The organism is Rhodosalinus sp., from assembly GCF_046542825.1.
In the GTDB taxonomy this organism is placed as follows: domain Bacteria; phylum Pseudomonadota; class Alphaproteobacteria; order Rhodobacterales; family Rhodobacteraceae; genus Rhodosalinus.
Window position 1 is genome coordinate 1 of record NZ_JBKHAQ010000077.1, and the last position, 13,880, is coordinate 13,880.

The following is a 13,880-nucleotide window of genomic DNA, read 5'->3' on the forward strand; positions in this document are numbered from 1 at the left end:
GCGCGGTCAGCGTCTCCTTCTCGGTCGGGCGCGCCTCGCGCTTGAAGAAGCCGCCCGGCACCTTGCCGGCAGCATAGTATTTCTCCTGATAGTGGACCGTGAGCGGGAAGAAGTCCTGCCCCGGCTTCGCCGCCTTGGCGAAGGTCACGTTGGCCATCACGGTCGTCTCGCCCAGCGTGGCAATCACCGTGCCGTCGGCCTGACGGGCGAACTTGCCCGTTTCCAGCGTGAGGGTCTCGTCCCCCCACTTCATCGATTTCGTCGTAACGTCGAACATCTCGTATCCTTGGCTGGCCGTCGGGGCGCATCCCCTCGGGCCGTTTCGCGTCGGACAGCCCCCCTGGGCGGTCCGGCTCCCGTCTTGCGGTCCTGCCGCGCCGTGGGAGCCGGCGGCGCGGTCTGCGGGTCGTGCCACCCGGCCTGCGCCGGATGCGAAAAGGGCGCGGACCTGCCCGCGCCCCTCGTCATGTCCTAGCGGCGGATGCCCAGACGCTGGATCAGCGTCCTGTAGCGCCCCTCGTCCTTGCCCTTGAGGTAGTCGAGCAGCTTGCGCCGCTGCGCCACGAGCTTGAGAAGCCCGCGACGGGAATGGTTGTCCTTCTTGTGCGTCTTGAAGTGCTCGGTGAGCGCCTCGATCCGCTTGGTCAGGATCGCGACCTGCACCTCGGGCGAGCCTGTGTCGCCCTCTGCGGTTCCATAGTCGCGAATGACCTCGGCCTTCTTCTCGGCAGTGATCGACATCGGGGTCTCCTTTCGAATCCGTTGCGGCGCAAGCCGGGATGTCGTCCAGCAGGGCCAATGGAGATTGGACGCGCGCCGTTTCGGCGTGCGCCCGTGCGCATGCGTTTCGGCCTGCGCCCTTGCGCATATAGGTGAGTTGGCGCGCCATGGAAAGGGTCCGATCGGGGCGCGGGCTGCAAGAATCAGCCGCCGGCCTGCGGGACCAGCACGACCTCTTCCGCGGTGAGCCCTGCAGCGTTCGCGATGCTGGCCACCTCGACGCCATCCAGCAGCAGCCGCGCGCCGCCGGGCGCGTCCTCGTCCGGCAACAGTTCCACCTTGGGCGCGGCGCCTTCGTAGAGCACGATCAGCCGGTCCTCGGCCGGCTCGAAGTCCATCAGCGTCGCGCCGTCGCCCGCCAGCCAATCGCCCAGCATCATGTCGTCCGCGCCACTGCCGCCGGTCAGGATGTCCCCGCGGCCCGCCAGCAGCGTATCCTCGCCTGCGCCACCATTGAGGAAATCCGCCTCGTCCGTCCCGGCGCCCTGGGAGTCGAACTGCGCGCCGAGAACGAGGTCGTCGCCATGCCCGCCGAACAGCGTATCCGCGCCGGGGCCGCCGGCGAGCGTGTCGTCGCCCATGTGGCCGTGCAGCACATCGGCGCCGGCTCCGCCGTCCAGCAGGTCGTCGCCGCCACCGCCCTGCAGGGAATCCGCACCGTCGCCGCCGTAGAGCGAATCGTTGCCGATGTGACCGAAAAGGCTGTCATCGCCACTATCGCCCACCAGAGCGTCGTCGCCGGCATCGCCGTGCAGCATGTCTCCCCCGAACCCGCCGGCGAGCGAGTCGTCGCCGTGCCCGCCGCGCAGGTGATCGGCGCCGGCCTCGCCCGCTACGAAATCATCGCCATCGTAGCCGTTGATCCAGTCCTCGCCTGCGCCGCCGGCGATCTGATCGTCGCCCTCGCCGCCGGACAAGGTATCATCCCCCTCCGGCGCGCCTACAGGCAGTGTTCCGATAATGCCCCCCACGGCCCAGGTTCCGGCGGTATCGAGGGAGGGCATCCCGACTTCGGTCTCCGGCTCAGGGCTGAAATCCACCTCTTCGGCATCGTCCCAACCGGCCTCGTCCTCGCCCAGCATCGAAAGCAGCGCATTACCGGCGCTTTCGCCGCCGACTGGCTCGGCGTCTGCGGGCCTTTCCGCGTCAGTTGCCTCGTTGGGGTCCTCGCCGGTCTCGCCAGGGGCGAGAGCCACGAGCGAACCCATGAGGGCCACACCCATCAATCCAGCCAGAAGAAGCATTCCACCAGTCCGCAGACAGACCCCCGAGGATGCAGGATCAAGGACCGCGCGCGTCTGGGCAAGCAGTTCCGAATCAGGTGGTTAACGCAGGCGACCCTCCGGCCCGTCGGCCTGCGACTCGTCGATCTGCTCGATGATCTGGGCCGCCCAGTCCCCCAGCAGCGGCACGAATTCGAACCGCGCCAGGACGGCCACCAGAACGGAGACGAGGATCGAGGCGCCGATCACCGTGCCGAACCCGAAGGCAAGCCCGCGCATGAACTGGAACAAGACGACCTTGATGACCGAATCGTGGATGCGAACGATACGATGCGCCACGATCTCTTCCAGCGCGCGCGACAGGCGTTGCGCCGTCTCGCGATCGAGCGCTTCGCGATCCGGGGCGCGACCGCTCGCGGCCTGGCGGATTTCGGGCTTGGCCGGGGCATCATTCATTTTCGGCCGCCTGCTCCCAGGGTTGGGGCTGTGTCGCGTAGGCCACGTAGAGCGGGTGACGCGGCTGGCCATCGCGCGTCAGGCCAAGGTGGTACGGGGTCACGCCCTCCGCGGCGAGCATCTCCGCCACCTCGGCCCCGCGGCCGCGGTGCGCGCCATGCGCGCCCCAGGCGGCCACGGTGCGGTCCGCGTTGCGCGCGGCCTGCAGGATCGCGCGGTCGTTCTCTGGTCCCACCGCGTCCGGCACCCGGCGCATCGCCTGCGGATCGGTCTCGCGCCAGGCGAAGATGTTGGTCACGGTGAAGCCGCCGTAGCCCAGCGCCCGCGCGCGCCGCTCGCAGCGCTCGACGGTGGGGTCGTTCTGCACCTCGGTCGCCGTCGAGGGGTTGAGCATGATGAAATGGACGTGCCCCGCCTCCGGTTGCCAGACGCGGCGCAGCAGGTAGCGGAAGCGCTCGCAAGGCGAGTAGACGGCGACCGAGTCGGCGTCGCCCTTTCGATGCCTGCGCGTGACAAGCCCGGGTTCGTCGATCATACGGCCTATTCTCCGGCGGAGCGCCTTCGGCGCATATCCCTGTCCGGCACGGCTGAACGCCGCGCGTGCCTTCGGCTGGAGCGTTTGTGTCAGGAAGAAGAAGCGGGTCCAAGGCCCGATCGCCCGCACGGCGCGCGCCGCCCCCCTTGCGCCCGGGCGCCGATGCGGGCAGGTCAGACCGCAACCGGAGGACAAAATGCACATCGACTTCGACGAACTCATCGACCGCCATGGCACCCACAGCATGAAGTGGGACAGGATGGAGGCGCTTTACGGTGTCCCCGCCGCCGACGGGCTGGCGATGTGGGTGGCCGACATGGATTTCCGCCCGCCGGCCTGCGTGACGCAGGCGCTGCGGCGGATGGCCGATCACGGCATCTACGGCTATTTCGGCGACGACGCGGCCTATCTCGACGCGATCCGCTGGTGGCTGTCAGAGCGTCATGGCTGGGACGTCGCGCCGGAGTGGATATTCACCACCCACGGGCTGGTGAACGGCACGGGGATGTGCGTGGACATCTGGACCGAACCGGGCGACGGCGTGGTGCTCTTCACCCCGGTCTATCATGCCTTCGCCAAGGTGATCCGCGCCGCCGGCCGCGAGGTGGTGGAATGCGAGATGCCGGTGGTCGACGGGCGCCATGAACTCGACATCGCCGCCTGGGACGCACAGATGACCGGGCGCGAGAGCATGGTGATCCTGTGCTCGCCGCACAATCCAGGCGGCCGGGTCTGGAGCCGGGAGGAGCTGCGCGCGGTGGCCGATTTCGCGCAGCGCCACGACCTGATCCTCGTCTCCGACGAGATCCACGAGGACCTGGTCTTTCCGGGCAGCCCGCGGCACATCCCGATGCCGGTGGCGGCGCCCGAGGCGCTGGACCGGATGGTCGTGATGAACTCGACCACCAAGACCTTCAACATCGCCGGCGCGCATCTGGGCAACGTGATCGTGCCCGACGAGACGCTGCGCGCGGCCTTCGCGCAGCGGATGCTGGGCCTTGGCATCAGCCCCAACGCCTTCGGGATGCACATGGCGACTGCCGCCTATTCGCCCGAGGGCGCGGCCTGGGTCGATGCGCTGATGGCCTATATCGACGGCAACCGCCGCGTCTTCGACGCCGGGATCGCGGAAATCCCGGGGGTTTCGTCGATGCCGCTTGAGGCGACCTATCTGTCCTGGGTGGATTTCTCTGGCACCGGCATGACGCGCGAGGAGTTCACCGCGCGCGTCGAGCGCGACGCGCGCATCGCCGTCAACCACGGCCCCACCTTCGGCAAGGGCGGCGAAAGCTGGCTGCGGTTCAACATCGCCACGACGCGCGCCCGCGTGGAGGAGGCCGTGTCCCGGCTGCAATCCGCCTTCGCCGATCTTCAGTAGAGGGCATCAGCCCTCGGCGCGGGGCAGCACCCCGGCAGGCGGTTCCGCCTCACGCGCGAAATCGGCAGGCGGGGCCGGGCCGCGGCGGGGTGCACGCTTGAACTCGAAATGCCGCTCGCCCGCCTCCTCGGCGGTGGCCACGATCAGGCAGCGGCCCAGGTGTTTCGGCCCGTCATAAAGGTCGACCATCCCGCGCAGCGGCCGTTCGTGGCCCGCCATCGCGAAGCCCTCGCGCCACAGGCGCAGGACCGGGTGGCTGGCGCCGCCGGCCACGATCCGCAGGCCCGCGGGGCGGCGGTGCGTGGCGTCGCGCCCCGCGTCCAGCGCCTGTTGCACGTCATGCGGCGGATAGGTGGACATCGCGCGTTCCCCTTGGGCCCCTCTGGAAGAGTGACGCAGCGGCAGTGAAAATCAAGCGATTCCCGACGCCCCGGATGCTGCGGTGCCGTGCGGTCCTGCGTCGCCCGGCACGGAACGGCCCGACGCGTCTGTGCGCTGGTGCAGGACGCGTTGCGCGCGCGCCGCGGTGTTGGACGGCGCAACGCGGCATTAGGTCCATCCCCGATGGTCAAGGGAGAACGCGATGGGACTGCTGATCGACGGCGAATGGCGCGACCGGGCGCTGGTAAGCACCTCGGAGCGCGGCGCGTTCGAGCGTGCCGAATCGCAATTCCGCAACTGGGTGACGCCAGACGGCGCGCCCGGCCCCTCGGGCGATGGCGGCTTTCCGGCCGAAAGCGGGCGCTACCATCTCTATGTCAGCCTTGCCTGCCCCTGGGCGCACCGCACGCTGATCTTCCGCCGTCTGAAGGGGCTGGAGGATCACATCGGCGTCTCTGTCGTGCACCCCGACATGCTGCGCGACGGCTGGGAGTTCGGCACCGATTTTCCCGGCGCGACCGGGGACAGGCTGTATGGTGTGTCGTACATGCGCGACATCTACACCAGGGCCGATCCCAAGGTGACGACGCGCGTGACGGTGCCGGTTCTGTGGGACCGCGTTCGGGAAACCATCGTATCGAATGAAAGCGCCGAGATCATCCGCATGTTCAACAGCGCCTTCGACGGTCTGACCGGCAATACCGACGACTACTGGCCGGAAGACCTGCGCGATGCGATCGAGCCGGTGAACGCGCGCATCTACGACACGGTCAACAACGGCGTCTACAAGTCCGGCTTCGCCACCACGCAGGAGGCCTACGAGGAGGCGGTTCTGCCGCTCTTCGACACGCTCGACTGGATCGAGGCGCGGCTGGCCGACAATCGTTACCTGATGGGCGAGCGGATCACGGAAGCCGACTGGCGCCTTTTCACCACGCTGATCCGTTTCGACACGGTCTATCACGGGCACTTCAAGTGCAACCGGCGCCGGATCGTCGATTACCCGAACCTCTGGGGCTACACCCGCGAGCTCTACCAGTGGCCGGGCGTGGCCGAGACGGTGGGCCTGGAGCACATCCGCCGCCACTATCACTACAGTCACGAGAGCATTAATCCCTACCGCATCGTGCCGGTGGGACCGATCCTGGATCTCGACGCGCCGCACGGACGAGGCTGAGTCAGCCGTCCCGCGGTTGCCCGTGATGTTCGACGAGCGCCACCAGGTCCTGCGGCGGGACGTCCGGCTGCACCAGGGCTGCGGCGTTGGAGCAAAGCTCGAAGATCGTGCCGTCGGAAAAGAAGCGGCTGCCCGAGACGAAGATCACCCGCGCCTCGGGCCGGCGATAGGCGGCAAGGTCGGCAACGGCGACGGCGCTGCCTTCCGCCAGAAGGACGTTCATCACGATGACGTCATAGGGCATCGTCAGGAGCGCCTTGGCCGCCCCCTCCTGCCCGCTGACGACGTCGACATCGGCCCCGGCACGGTTGAGGTGACGTTGCCACAGTTCGGCGCGCTCGCGCTTGCTTTCGACGATCAACACTCGCATGGGGTCCACTCGCGACGCAGGCGCCGCCCTGAACTGCCCGCTTGACACCAACGCTAGTGCATGACCGGAATCGGGGCGACAGGAAACCGCAAGCGCGCGCATAACCGGCAGCCGTTCGGCAGATACTTGCCGGCACGGCGCCCATCAGGGACCGACGGCGGCCGTCGGGGACCCCGGCGGCGCGACCCCTCTTGCAGTCGGACCACCCGCGGCTAGCCTGCACGCGGTCAGGTCATGAAAGGACAGACATGCGCGCAGCGATGACAGCGATGACAGCGATGGCGCTCTCCACCGCCCTGGCAAGTCCGGCCGCGGCGCAGACGGACACGCCCTGCGGGGGCGACTTCGACGCCTTCGTCGCCGACCTGAGGCAGGAGGCGCGGGCGCGCGGCCACGAGAGCGGGCTCGTCGAGAGCTTTTTCCGCGGCGTGCGACAGGACCGGGACGTGCTGTCCGCCGACCGCCGACAGGGCGTCTTCCAGATGCCCTTCACCGATTTCGCCCGCCGCCTGATCAGCGAGAGCCGTATCGAGAACGGCCGCCGCAACGCCGAGAAGTGGCAGGACATCTTCGACCAAATCGAGGCGGACCATGGCGTGCCGCGCGGCATCCTGTTGTCGTTCTGGGCGTTCGAGACCGACTACGGCGCGGTACAGGGCGACTACAACACGCGCGACGCGCTGGTGACGCTGGCGCACGACTGCCGCCGCCCCGAGATCTTTCGCCCGCAGGTCTTTGCCGCGATCGAGCTTCACGCGGAGGGCGACCTCGACCCTCAGACCACGACGGGCGCCTGGGCGGGCGAGATCGGCATGGTGCAGATGCTGCCCGAGGACATCCTGAATAACGGTGTGGACGGCGACGGCGACGGGCGCGTCACGCTCAAGACCTCGGTGCCCGATGCGCTCATGTCGGGTGCCAATCTTCTGGTCGATCTGGGGTGGCGCCCGAACGAGCCCTGGATGACCGAGATCGAGGTGCCAGAGGATTTCGACTGGTCGCTGTCGGGGCTGACGGTCGAGAAGCCGGTGGCGGACTGGGCGCAGCTTGGCGTGGCGGCGCGCGGGGGCGACCTGGGGCCTGCGGAGCTGCCGGCCTCCGTCGTGGCACCGCAGGGGCATCGCGGGCCTGCCTTTCTCGTCTATCCCAATTTCCGCGTGCTCTTCGAATGGAACCAGAGCTTCGTCTATGTGACGACAGCGGCCCATTTCGCCACCCGGCTGGAGGGCGCGCCGGCGTTCGACGCGGGCGATCCCGAACCGGGCCTCTCGGGTGACGAGATGAAGACGCTGCAGCGCCGGCTGGTGGAGATGGACCATGACGTGGGGGAGGTCGACGGCATCCTTGGCGCCAAGACCCGCGTCGCCGTGCGCGCGGTGCAGGAGGAGTTCGGCCTGCCGCCCGACGGCTGGCCCACGCCGGCGCTGCTGAACCGTCTGTGAGACGGATTGCCGCGGGGCGCCAACCTCCTATCTGACTGGATACGCCCGTCGGGGCGCCGCTGCCGCAGGGGCCGCATGGCTGAGCAAGAAACCGCTCCGGATCCGGGTCCGGTCACCATCGGCGAGATCATCGCGCGCCTCGAGGCTTTCTCGGATCGCGAGCATGTGACGCTGGGCGAGCTTCTTGCCAGCTTCGGGCAGGCCAGCTTCGTGCCCGCGCTGATGCTGCCCGCGCTGCTGGTCTTCTCCCCGCTGTCGGGCATCCCGCTCTTTTCCTCGGTTTGCGGGCTGACCATCGCGGCGATCTCTGCACAGATGCTGATGCGGCGGCGACATGTCTGGCTGCCGCGCATGCTGCGCGACCGGGGGGTGAGCGGGCCGCGCCTGCGCGCGGCGCTGTCGCGGATGGTCCGAACCGGCCGCTGGATCGACCGCAACACCGGCCATCGCCTGCGCCTGCTGACCGCGCAGCCCATGGCGAGCCTCTTCACGCTGCTCTGCCTCTGCGCGGGTCTGGCCATGCCGTTTCTGGAACTGGTGCCCTTCTCGTCCTCGATCCTGGGGCTCTCGGTCCTTCTGATCTCTGCGGCGCTTCTGACACGCGACGGCCTCTTTGCGCTGGCCGGGCTTGGCGTCTTCGCCATCGCGCCGGCGATCCCGCTGGTGATCTGGATGGGACTGGTCTGAGCCCTCAGACCCATTTCGCCAGCGGCGGCAGGCTCATCAGCACGGCATTCGCGTCGTGCCCGGTGGCGAGGCCGAACTTGGTGCCGCGGTCGTAAACGAGGTTGTACTCGGCATAGATGCCGCGGTGGACCAGTTGCACGTCCTTGTCGGCCTCGGTCCAGGGCGTCTGCCGCCGCCGTTCCACCAGCGGCACGAAGGCCGGCAGGAAGGCCCGCCCGATGTCCTGTGTCAGCGCGAAATCCGCCTCCCAGTCGCCGGTGTTGCGGTCGTCCATGAAGATGCCGCCCACACCGCGCGCGCGCTTGCGGTGCGGGATGTAGAAATACTCGTCCGCCCAGGCCTTGAGTTCGGGGTAGAGGCCTTCCCCGTGCGGGTCCAGATGCGCCTTCTGCGTGGCGTGGAAATGCGCGGTATCGTCCTCGTACTCGATGCAGGGGTTGAGATCGGACCCGCCGCCGAACCACCAGGCATTCGGCGTCCAGAACATCCGCGTGTTCATGTGCACCGCCGGGACATGCGGGTTCTGCATGTGCGCGACAAGGCTGATGCCGCTGGCCCAGAAGCGCGGGTCGCGGTCCATGCCCGGCACGCCGCGCGCCGCCATCGCCTTCTGCGCCGCCTCGCCCAGCGTGCCGAAGACGGTCGAGACGTTCACGCCCACCTTCTCGAAGACGCGGCCACCGCGCATCACGCTCATCAGCCCGCCCCCGGCGTCGGAGCCGTCGTCGGAGGCGCGCTCAGTCTGGGTCACCTGAAAGCGGCCCGGCGCGCGGTCCGACAGCGGGCCTGCGTCCTGGGCATCCTCCAGCCCCTCGAAGGCGGCGACGATCTCGTCCCGCAGGGCGCGGAACCAGTCGGCGGCGCGCGCGCGTTCCTCTTGCAGCATCTCGGTCATGGGCGGGCCTTTTTGCGGTGTCGGGGACAAGTGGTAGCAATCCGCTTTCGCCTTGACCAGAAGCCGCGCTAGACTGTGGTCACACAACGGAGAAACGCCATGCTGCTGCGCCTCTTCGCCCTGCTGTCGCTTCTGGTGCTGAGCGCCTGTTCCGCGCGCGACATCTGCATCTCTCAGGCCCGCTCGGAACTGCGCACGCTGGACGGGCTGATCGCCGAAACCCGCGCCACCGTCGCGCGGGGCTACGCCATCGAGGAACGCACCGTCCCCGAGGAGGTCTTTACCCGCTGCCGCGACGAGGAGGGCGACCTTCGGCCCTGCTGGATCACGGTCCCCCGGACCGAACGGCAGCCGGTCGCGGTGGACATCGCGGAGGAACGCCGCAAGCTCGCGCAACTCGAGACGCGGCGCGCGGAAGAGGCGCAGCGCGCGGCGGCCCGCATCCGCGCGTGCGAGGCACAGTATCCCGCCGGCTGAACGGCCGTGACGGACCAGTGGGGGGCTGTCTGCCCCCCTCGGCGGCTGACGCCGCCTCACCCCCCGAGGGTATTTCGGGCAAGAGGAAGGACCGGCGCGGCGATCGCGGCGATGCACCGGCGCGCGGTGCCGCGCGGCCAGTCCGACACGCGGTCAGTGTGCCGGCGCCGCCACCGGGTCGAGCAGGGTGCGGCCGCCGTCCACCGTCATGATCTGCCCGGTCACGAAGCCTGCCCCTTCGGAGGCGAGGAACTGGACCGCCTCGGCCAGTTCCCCCGGCGCCGCGATGCGGTTGAGCGGCGTGTGGTCCTCGATGTCCTCCCGGTAGCTGGAATTCTGTTGCAGCGCGCCCTTGAGGCTTGCCGACATGACCGAGCCGAAGGCCACCGCGTTCACCCGGATCCGGTGCGGCGCGAGCGCCACGGCGAGCGAGCGCGTCATCTGGTCGAGCGCCGCGGAAGAGACCGAATAGGCCATCAGATCCGGATGGGTGCGGCGCGCGGCGATCGAGGACATGTTGACGATCGCGCCGATCTGCCCGGTATCCTGCCCCTCTGCCTGCTTGATCATGCGCCGCGCGACGATCTGGCAGAGTCGCAGGCTGGTCAGCAGGTTCTGCTCAAGCAGCACCTCGGTCGAGTTGTCCTCGGGGTCGAGCGGGTCCGATGCCAGCATCTGCCGCGAGGCGTTGACCAGGATGTCGACGCGGTCGAAGGCATCGATCGTGGCCGAAAGCAGGTTCGCCACGGTCAGCCGCTCGCGCAGGTCGCCGGCGAAATAGCGGATCGCCTCGTCGTCGGGGCGGTCGCCCAGTTCGTGGGCGAGCGCGGCCTCGTCCATGTCGGCGAACATCACGCGCGCGCCACGGTCCGCGAAGTGGCGCCCGATGGCGAGCCCGATGCCGCGCGCAGCACCGGTGACGATGGCGGTCTTGCCCTCGATGGAAAAGCTCATGGGGATGCTGCCTTTCGTGGCCGTGTCACCGGGCGCGGCGCACGGGGCGCGCCGCCTCGAGCACCTTGTAGCGCGGGTCGCCCCCGATTTCCCTGAAGGTGCCGAAATGGCGCCCGAGGTCCGCCTCGTAGGGCAGATGGCGGTTGGCGACAAGCCAGAGGCGCCCGCCGGGCGCGAGCATTCCGGCCGCCGCCGCGATGAAGGCGCGGCCGAGGTCGGGGTCCGCTGCGCGCCCCGTGTGGAAGGGTGGATTCATGGCGATGCCGCCAAGTGGCCCGTCGGGACGCCAGCGCCGCACGTCCGCCCAGTGAAAGACGGCGCGCGGGTCGGTGACGTTGACGCGGGCGCAATCGAGCGCGTTTCGGTCGGCCTCGACGAGATGCAGCCGCTCGACACCCGGTCGCTCCAGCACCCGCGTGGCGAGATAGCCCCAGCCGGCGCCCAGGTCGGCCATCACCGACGGCAGACGGGCGGGCAACGCGGCGGCGAGCGCCTGCGACCCCGGGTCGGGCGCATCGGCGGAAAAGACGCCCGGCGCGGTGACAAAGCCGCCCTCGGCGGTTTGCCGGTCAGGGGCCGCCCAGTCGCCAAGGCTGTCGTCCGCCCCGAACCAGAAGAGCTTGCCATGCGCCTTCGAGACCGGGGCAGATACGGCAACGCGACGGCGCAGATCGCGGAGCAGCGACTCGACGCCGTCGGTCTTCTGCCCGTCCACGATCACCAGACCGCCGGGTTCCAGGGTGCGCGCGGCCTCTGCCACGAGGGCATGGGCAAGCGCCTTGGCCCGCGGCAGCACGACCAGAGCGGCGGCATAGGGGCCCTCTGCCACACTTGCCATCCTGTAGCCCTGTGCCGCGAGATCGTCATGCAGCGGTTGCAGCGGCTGGATCACCTCGAGCCGATCCTTCGGGAGAGCGGCCAGGTCCAGGTCGGCACGGGGATGGAACACCGCGATGCGTCCCGCTGCCGGCAGGGGCAGCGCGCCTTCGGCGAGCGCCAGGCGAAGGCGCGGCGCGGTCATTGGCGGTGCGGGGGACACGGTGAGCGGCGCAGCCGGGCGGGCGCGCCTATTCCTTTTCCATGGTGCACTGCAGCGGGTGCTGATGGCGCCGCGCGAAATCCATCACCTGCGCGACCTTCGTCTCTGCGATCTCGTGGCTGAAGACGCCCACGACCGCAACGCCCTTCTTGTGCACGGTCAGCATGATCTCGAAGGCCTGCGCGTGGCTCATGCCGAAGAATCGTTCCAGGACATGCACGACGAACTCCATCGGCGTGTAGTCGTCGTTGAGCAACAGCACCTTGTAAAGCGGCGGGCGCTTGGTGCGGGGCTTCGTCTCGATCACGACGTTCGAGTCCGCCCCGTCGTCGCCGGGGCGGCCGGACATCGTGTGCAGGGTCCGGATCTCTGAACTCATGGGACTGTCGTGCTTTTGCGCCACTGCGACGGCAATATAGCCGCTCAAGCGCATGAGAAAAGAGGGGGCGGGACGCTTGTCGCCCTCCTGTTCACGGGCGCGTCATGCCGGCCGTTGTGACCCTTCGCCGCAGATGAGTCGGCACGGCCGGCTGCCCTGCCGGCCTGCGCGGCCCCGGCCGGTCCTGTTGCGGTTTCGGTGTGGCGACACACAACATGTGGGCGGTATTCCGGCGAGTGCTTGAAAAGCTCTTCGGTGAAAAGGCTTTGTCAGCAACTCTTCCTGTGGTAGCTTGAAGAGAATAAAAATGCCGGCGGCACACCGTCGGCCAGAGGCAGACGAGGCAGAGACAGTGGACAGAGGGCAGCCTTCCGGGCCGGTCCGTGCGGGCCTTTGGTTCGTCACGATCCTGTGGTTCGCCGTGGCCCTGCCGCCCGGCGCGGCGGCGGCACCCTATGCCGCGATGGTGATGGACGCACGCAGCGGCGAGATCCTGCATTCAGAGAACGCCGACAGTCGGCTGCATCCCGCCTCGCTGACCAAGATGATGACGCTCTACGTCGTCTTCGAAGCCGTGCAGAACGGCGAGATCGGGCTCGACGACCTTGTGACGATCTCGCGGGCGGCGGCGGCAGAGCCGCCCTCGAAGCTGGGGCTTCGCCCCGGGCAGCAGATCAAGCTGCGCTATCTCATCCGCGCGGCGGCGGTGAGATCCGCCAACGACGCTGCAACGGCGCTGGCCGAGGCGATCTCGGGCTCGGAGGCGGCCTTTGCCCGGCGGATGAACCGCACGGCAAAGGCGATGGGCATGACACGCACCACCTTTCGCAACGCCCACGGCCTGACCGAAGACGGGCACCTGTCGACCGCGCGCGACATGACGATACTGGGGCGGCACCTGTTCTACGATTATCCGCAGTACTACAATCTGTTCTCCCGGCGCTCGACGCACGCCGGGGTCAAGACGGTCCCCAACACCAACCGCCGCCTGCTGGATGCCTATGCGGGCGCGGACGGGATCAAGACGGGCTATACCCGCGCCGCCGGCTTCAACCTCGTGGCCTCGGCCGAGCGCGGCAGCGAGCGGGTCATCGCAACCGTTTTCGGAGGCCATTCGACGGCCTGGCGCAACCAGCGCGTGGCGGAGCTGATGGACCTCGGATTCCGCAAGGCCCCCACGCAGGTCGCCGAACGCCGGCCGGCGCGCCCGGCCTACGTCGGCAACGTGGAAGGCCCCGCCGGCAAGACGGTCCGCGTGAGCGGGCTGGTCACGCGCTCCCTTCGCCCGCAGATCCGGCCAGGGGCCGCGTTGCCCGCCGGAACCCTCGCGGTGGCCGAGGCGGTGGCGGAGTCCGTCGAAACGCCCGTCATCGCGGAGGGATCATCGCCCGCCGGCAGCACCGCGCCCGCAGTGCGACCGGAGGCCATCGCGGAGGTCGACGCGCCGGAGCCCGAGGTGATCACCCGCGTCTCGACCTCCGAGGGGCGGCACTGGGCGGTCAATATCGGCCGCTACCCGTCGCGCTACGACGCGGAAAAGGTGCTGCTGACCACGGCGCTGACCGATATCTCCGCGCTGGACGGCGCGCTGCGCAAGGTGGTGCCGCGGTCGGGCGGGTTCGATGCGCAGTTCGTGGGACTCACCCGCGACGGCGCCGACCGGGCCTGTCACCGGCTCAAGGCGCGCAACATCACCTGCTTCATGGT

General features: G+C 69.0%; 16 protein-coding genes and 1 pseudogene. 6 read left to right on the forward strand and 11 right to left on the reverse strand.

Annotation, left to right across the window (positions count from 1 at the left end; translation table 11 throughout):
* The 5 genes and pseudogenes from ACLFOB_RS10590 to ACLFOB_RS10610 form a co-directional block, all read right to left on the reverse strand.
* Positions 1-277 (reverse strand): annotated as a pseudogene (locus tag ACLFOB_RS10590) (polyribonucleotide nucleotidyltransferase); the annotation flags it as partial.
* Between the two features lie 194 nt (positions 278-471).
* Entirely contained in the window at positions 472-741 is a 270-nt protein-coding gene (gene rpsO / locus ACLFOB_RS10595) for a 30S ribosomal protein S15 (RefSeq protein WP_410915642.1), read from the reverse strand.
* Between the two features lie 182 nt (positions 742-923).
* Complete coding sequence (locus ACLFOB_RS10600; protein WP_410926054.1) at positions 924-2,024, reverse strand: calcium-binding protein; 1,101 nt, start codon at positions 2,022-2,024, stop codon at positions 924-926.
* 81 nt (positions 2,025-2,105) lie between these two features.
* Complete coding sequence (locus ACLFOB_RS10605) at positions 2,106-2,459, reverse strand: DUF5665 domain-containing protein (protein ID WP_410915644.1); 354 nt, start codon at positions 2,457-2,459, stop codon at positions 2,106-2,108.
* Positions 2,452-2,994, reverse strand: coding sequence for a DUF1643 domain-containing protein (locus ACLFOB_RS10610; protein WP_410915645.1), 543 nt, complete (start codon positions 2,992-2,994; stop codon positions 2,452-2,454). Before ACLFOB_RS10610 ends, ACLFOB_RS10605 begins: the two co-directional genes overlap by 8 nt.
* A 202-nt stretch (positions 2,995-3,196) precedes the next feature.
* On the opposite strand from ACLFOB_RS10610, the gene ACLFOB_RS10615 reads away from it, so the two are divergent.
* Positions 3,197-4,372, forward strand: coding sequence for a MalY/PatB family protein (locus ACLFOB_RS10615; protein WP_410915661.1), 1,176 nt, complete (start codon positions 3,197-3,199; stop codon positions 4,370-4,372).
* 6 nt (positions 4,373-4,378) lie between these two features.
* Here ACLFOB_RS10615 and ACLFOB_RS10620 read toward each other — a convergent pair whose 3' ends face one another.
* Positions 4,379-4,732 (reverse strand): hypothetical protein, encoded by a 354-nt coding sequence (locus ACLFOB_RS10620; protein WP_410915646.1) that lies wholly within the window; start codon positions 4,730-4,732, stop codon positions 4,379-4,381.
* 223 nt (positions 4,733-4,955) lie between these two features.
* Between ACLFOB_RS10620 and ACLFOB_RS10625 the strand changes: the two genes are divergently transcribed.
* Positions 4,956-5,930 (forward strand): glutathione S-transferase family protein, encoded by a 975-nt coding sequence (locus ACLFOB_RS10625; RefSeq protein WP_410915647.1) that lies wholly within the window; start codon positions 4,956-4,958, stop codon positions 5,928-5,930.
* A gap of 1 nt (position 5,931) precedes the next feature.
* Here ACLFOB_RS10625 and ACLFOB_RS10630 read toward each other — a convergent pair whose 3' ends face one another.
* Positions 5,932-6,300 (reverse strand): hypothetical protein, encoded by a 369-nt coding sequence (locus tag ACLFOB_RS10630; protein ID WP_410915648.1) that lies wholly within the window; start codon positions 6,298-6,300, stop codon positions 5,932-5,934.
* 269 nt (positions 6,301-6,569) lie between these two features.
* On the opposite strand from ACLFOB_RS10630, the gene ACLFOB_RS10635 reads away from it, so the two are divergent.
* Positions 6,570-7,742 (forward strand): lytic murein transglycosylase, encoded by a 1,173-nt coding sequence (locus ACLFOB_RS10635; protein ID WP_410926058.1) that lies wholly within the window; start codon positions 6,570-6,572, stop codon positions 7,740-7,742.
* A gap of 75 nt (positions 7,743-7,817) precedes the next feature.
* On the forward strand, positions 7,818-8,429 hold the full coding sequence (locus ACLFOB_RS10640) for an exopolysaccharide biosynthesis protein (protein ID WP_410915650.1): 612 nt from the start codon (positions 7,818-7,820) through the stop codon (positions 8,427-8,429).
* Positions 8,430-8,433: 4 nt separating this feature from the next.
* Here ACLFOB_RS10640 and hemF read toward each other — a convergent pair whose 3' ends face one another.
* Complete coding sequence (gene hemF, locus ACLFOB_RS10645) at positions 8,434-9,324, reverse strand: oxygen-dependent coproporphyrinogen oxidase (protein WP_410926055.1); 891 nt, start codon at positions 9,322-9,324, stop codon at positions 8,434-8,436.
* A gap of 99 nt (positions 9,325-9,423) precedes the next feature.
* Between hemF and ACLFOB_RS10650 the strand changes: the two genes are divergently transcribed.
* Positions 9,424-9,801 carry a hypothetical protein gene (locus tag ACLFOB_RS10650; protein ID WP_410926056.1) on the forward strand — a complete coding sequence of 126 codons (378 nt, stop codon included), beginning with the start codon at positions 9,424-9,426 and terminating at the stop codon, positions 9,799-9,801.
* 153 nt (positions 9,802-9,954) lie between these two features.
* On the opposite strand, the gene ACLFOB_RS10655 is transcribed toward ACLFOB_RS10650, so the two are convergent.
* From ACLFOB_RS10655 to clpS, 3 genes are read right to left on the reverse strand one after another with little or no spacing between them, the layout of a single operon-like run.
* The gene (locus ACLFOB_RS10655) at positions 9,955-10,755 is read right to left on the reverse strand and encodes an SDR family NAD(P)-dependent oxidoreductase (protein ID WP_410915654.1); all 801 of its coding nucleotides are present in this window, start codon (positions 10,753-10,755) and stop codon (positions 9,955-9,957) included.
* A gap of 25 nt (positions 10,756-10,780) precedes the next feature.
* On the reverse strand, positions 10,781-11,776 hold the full coding sequence (locus ACLFOB_RS10660) for a methyltransferase (protein WP_410915655.1): 996 nt from the start codon (positions 11,774-11,776) through the stop codon (positions 10,781-10,783).
* A gap of 46 nt (positions 11,777-11,822) precedes the next feature.
* Positions 11,823-12,143 carry an ATP-dependent Clp protease adapter ClpS gene (clpS, locus tag ACLFOB_RS10665; protein ID WP_410915662.1) on the reverse strand — a complete coding sequence of 107 codons (321 nt, stop codon included), beginning with the start codon at positions 12,141-12,143 and terminating at the stop codon, positions 11,823-11,825.
* A 337-nt stretch (positions 12,144-12,480) separates the two neighbouring features.
* Here clpS and ACLFOB_RS10670 point away from each other — a divergent pair.
* Positions 12,481-13,880, forward strand: a 1,400-nt coding sequence (locus ACLFOB_RS10670; RefSeq protein WP_410926057.1) for a D-alanyl-D-alanine carboxypeptidase family protein, incomplete at its 3' end; no start/stop codon positions are given.

Bases quoted from the DNA above. Each gene is read 5' to 3' on its own strand.
- ACLFOB_RS10600 (WP_410926054.1), bottom strand. From the start codon at position 2,024: ATGCTTCTTCTGGCTGGATTGATGGGTGTGGCCCTCATGGGTTCGCTC.
- ACLFOB_RS10650 (WP_410926056.1), top strand. From the start codon at position 9,424: ATGCTGCTGCGCCTCTTCGCCCTGCTGTCGCTTCTGGTGCTGAGCGCC.
- rpsO (WP_410915642.1), bottom strand. From the start codon at position 741: ATGTCGATCACTGCCGAGAAGAAGGCCGAGGTCATTCGCGACTATGGA.
- ACLFOB_RS10640 (WP_410915650.1), top strand. From the start codon at position 7,818: ATGGCTGAGCAAGAAACCGCTCCGGATCCGGGTCCGGTCACCATCGGC.
- ACLFOB_RS10655 (WP_410915654.1), bottom strand. From the start codon at position 10,755: ATGAGCTTTTCCATCGAGGGCAAGACCGCCATCGTCACCGGTGCTGCG.
- ACLFOB_RS10620 (WP_410915646.1), bottom strand. From the start codon at position 4,732: ATGTCCACCTATCCGCCGCATGACGTGCAACAGGCGCTGGACGCGGGG.
- ACLFOB_RS10625 (WP_410915647.1), top strand. From the start codon at position 4,956: ATGGGACTGCTGATCGACGGCGAATGGCGCGACCGGGCGCTGGTAAGC.
- ACLFOB_RS10630 (WP_410915648.1), bottom strand. From the start codon at position 6,300: ATGCGAGTGTTGATCGTCGAAAGCAAGCGCGAGCGCGCCGAACTGTGG.
- hemF (WP_410926055.1), bottom strand. From the start codon at position 9,324: ATGACCGAGATGCTGCAAGAGGAACGCGCGCGCGCCGCCGACTGGTTC.
- ACLFOB_RS10610 (WP_410915645.1), bottom strand. From the start codon at position 2,994: ATGATCGACGAACCCGGGCTTGTCACGCGCAGGCATCGAAAGGGCGAC.
- ACLFOB_RS10660 (WP_410915655.1), bottom strand. From the start codon at position 11,776: ATGACCGCGCCGCGCCTTCGCCTGGCGCTCGCCGAAGGCGCGCTGCCC.
- clpS (WP_410915662.1), bottom strand. From the start codon at position 12,143: ATGTCCGGCCGCCCCGGCGACGACGGGGCGGACTCGAACGTCGTGATC.
- ACLFOB_RS10605 (WP_410915644.1), bottom strand. From the start codon at position 2,459: ATGAATGATGCCCCGGCCAAGCCCGAAATCCGCCAGGCCGCGAGCGGT.
- ACLFOB_RS10635 (WP_410926058.1), top strand. From the start codon at position 6,570: ATGACAGCGATGGCGCTCTCCACCGCCCTGGCAAGTCCGGCCGCGGCG.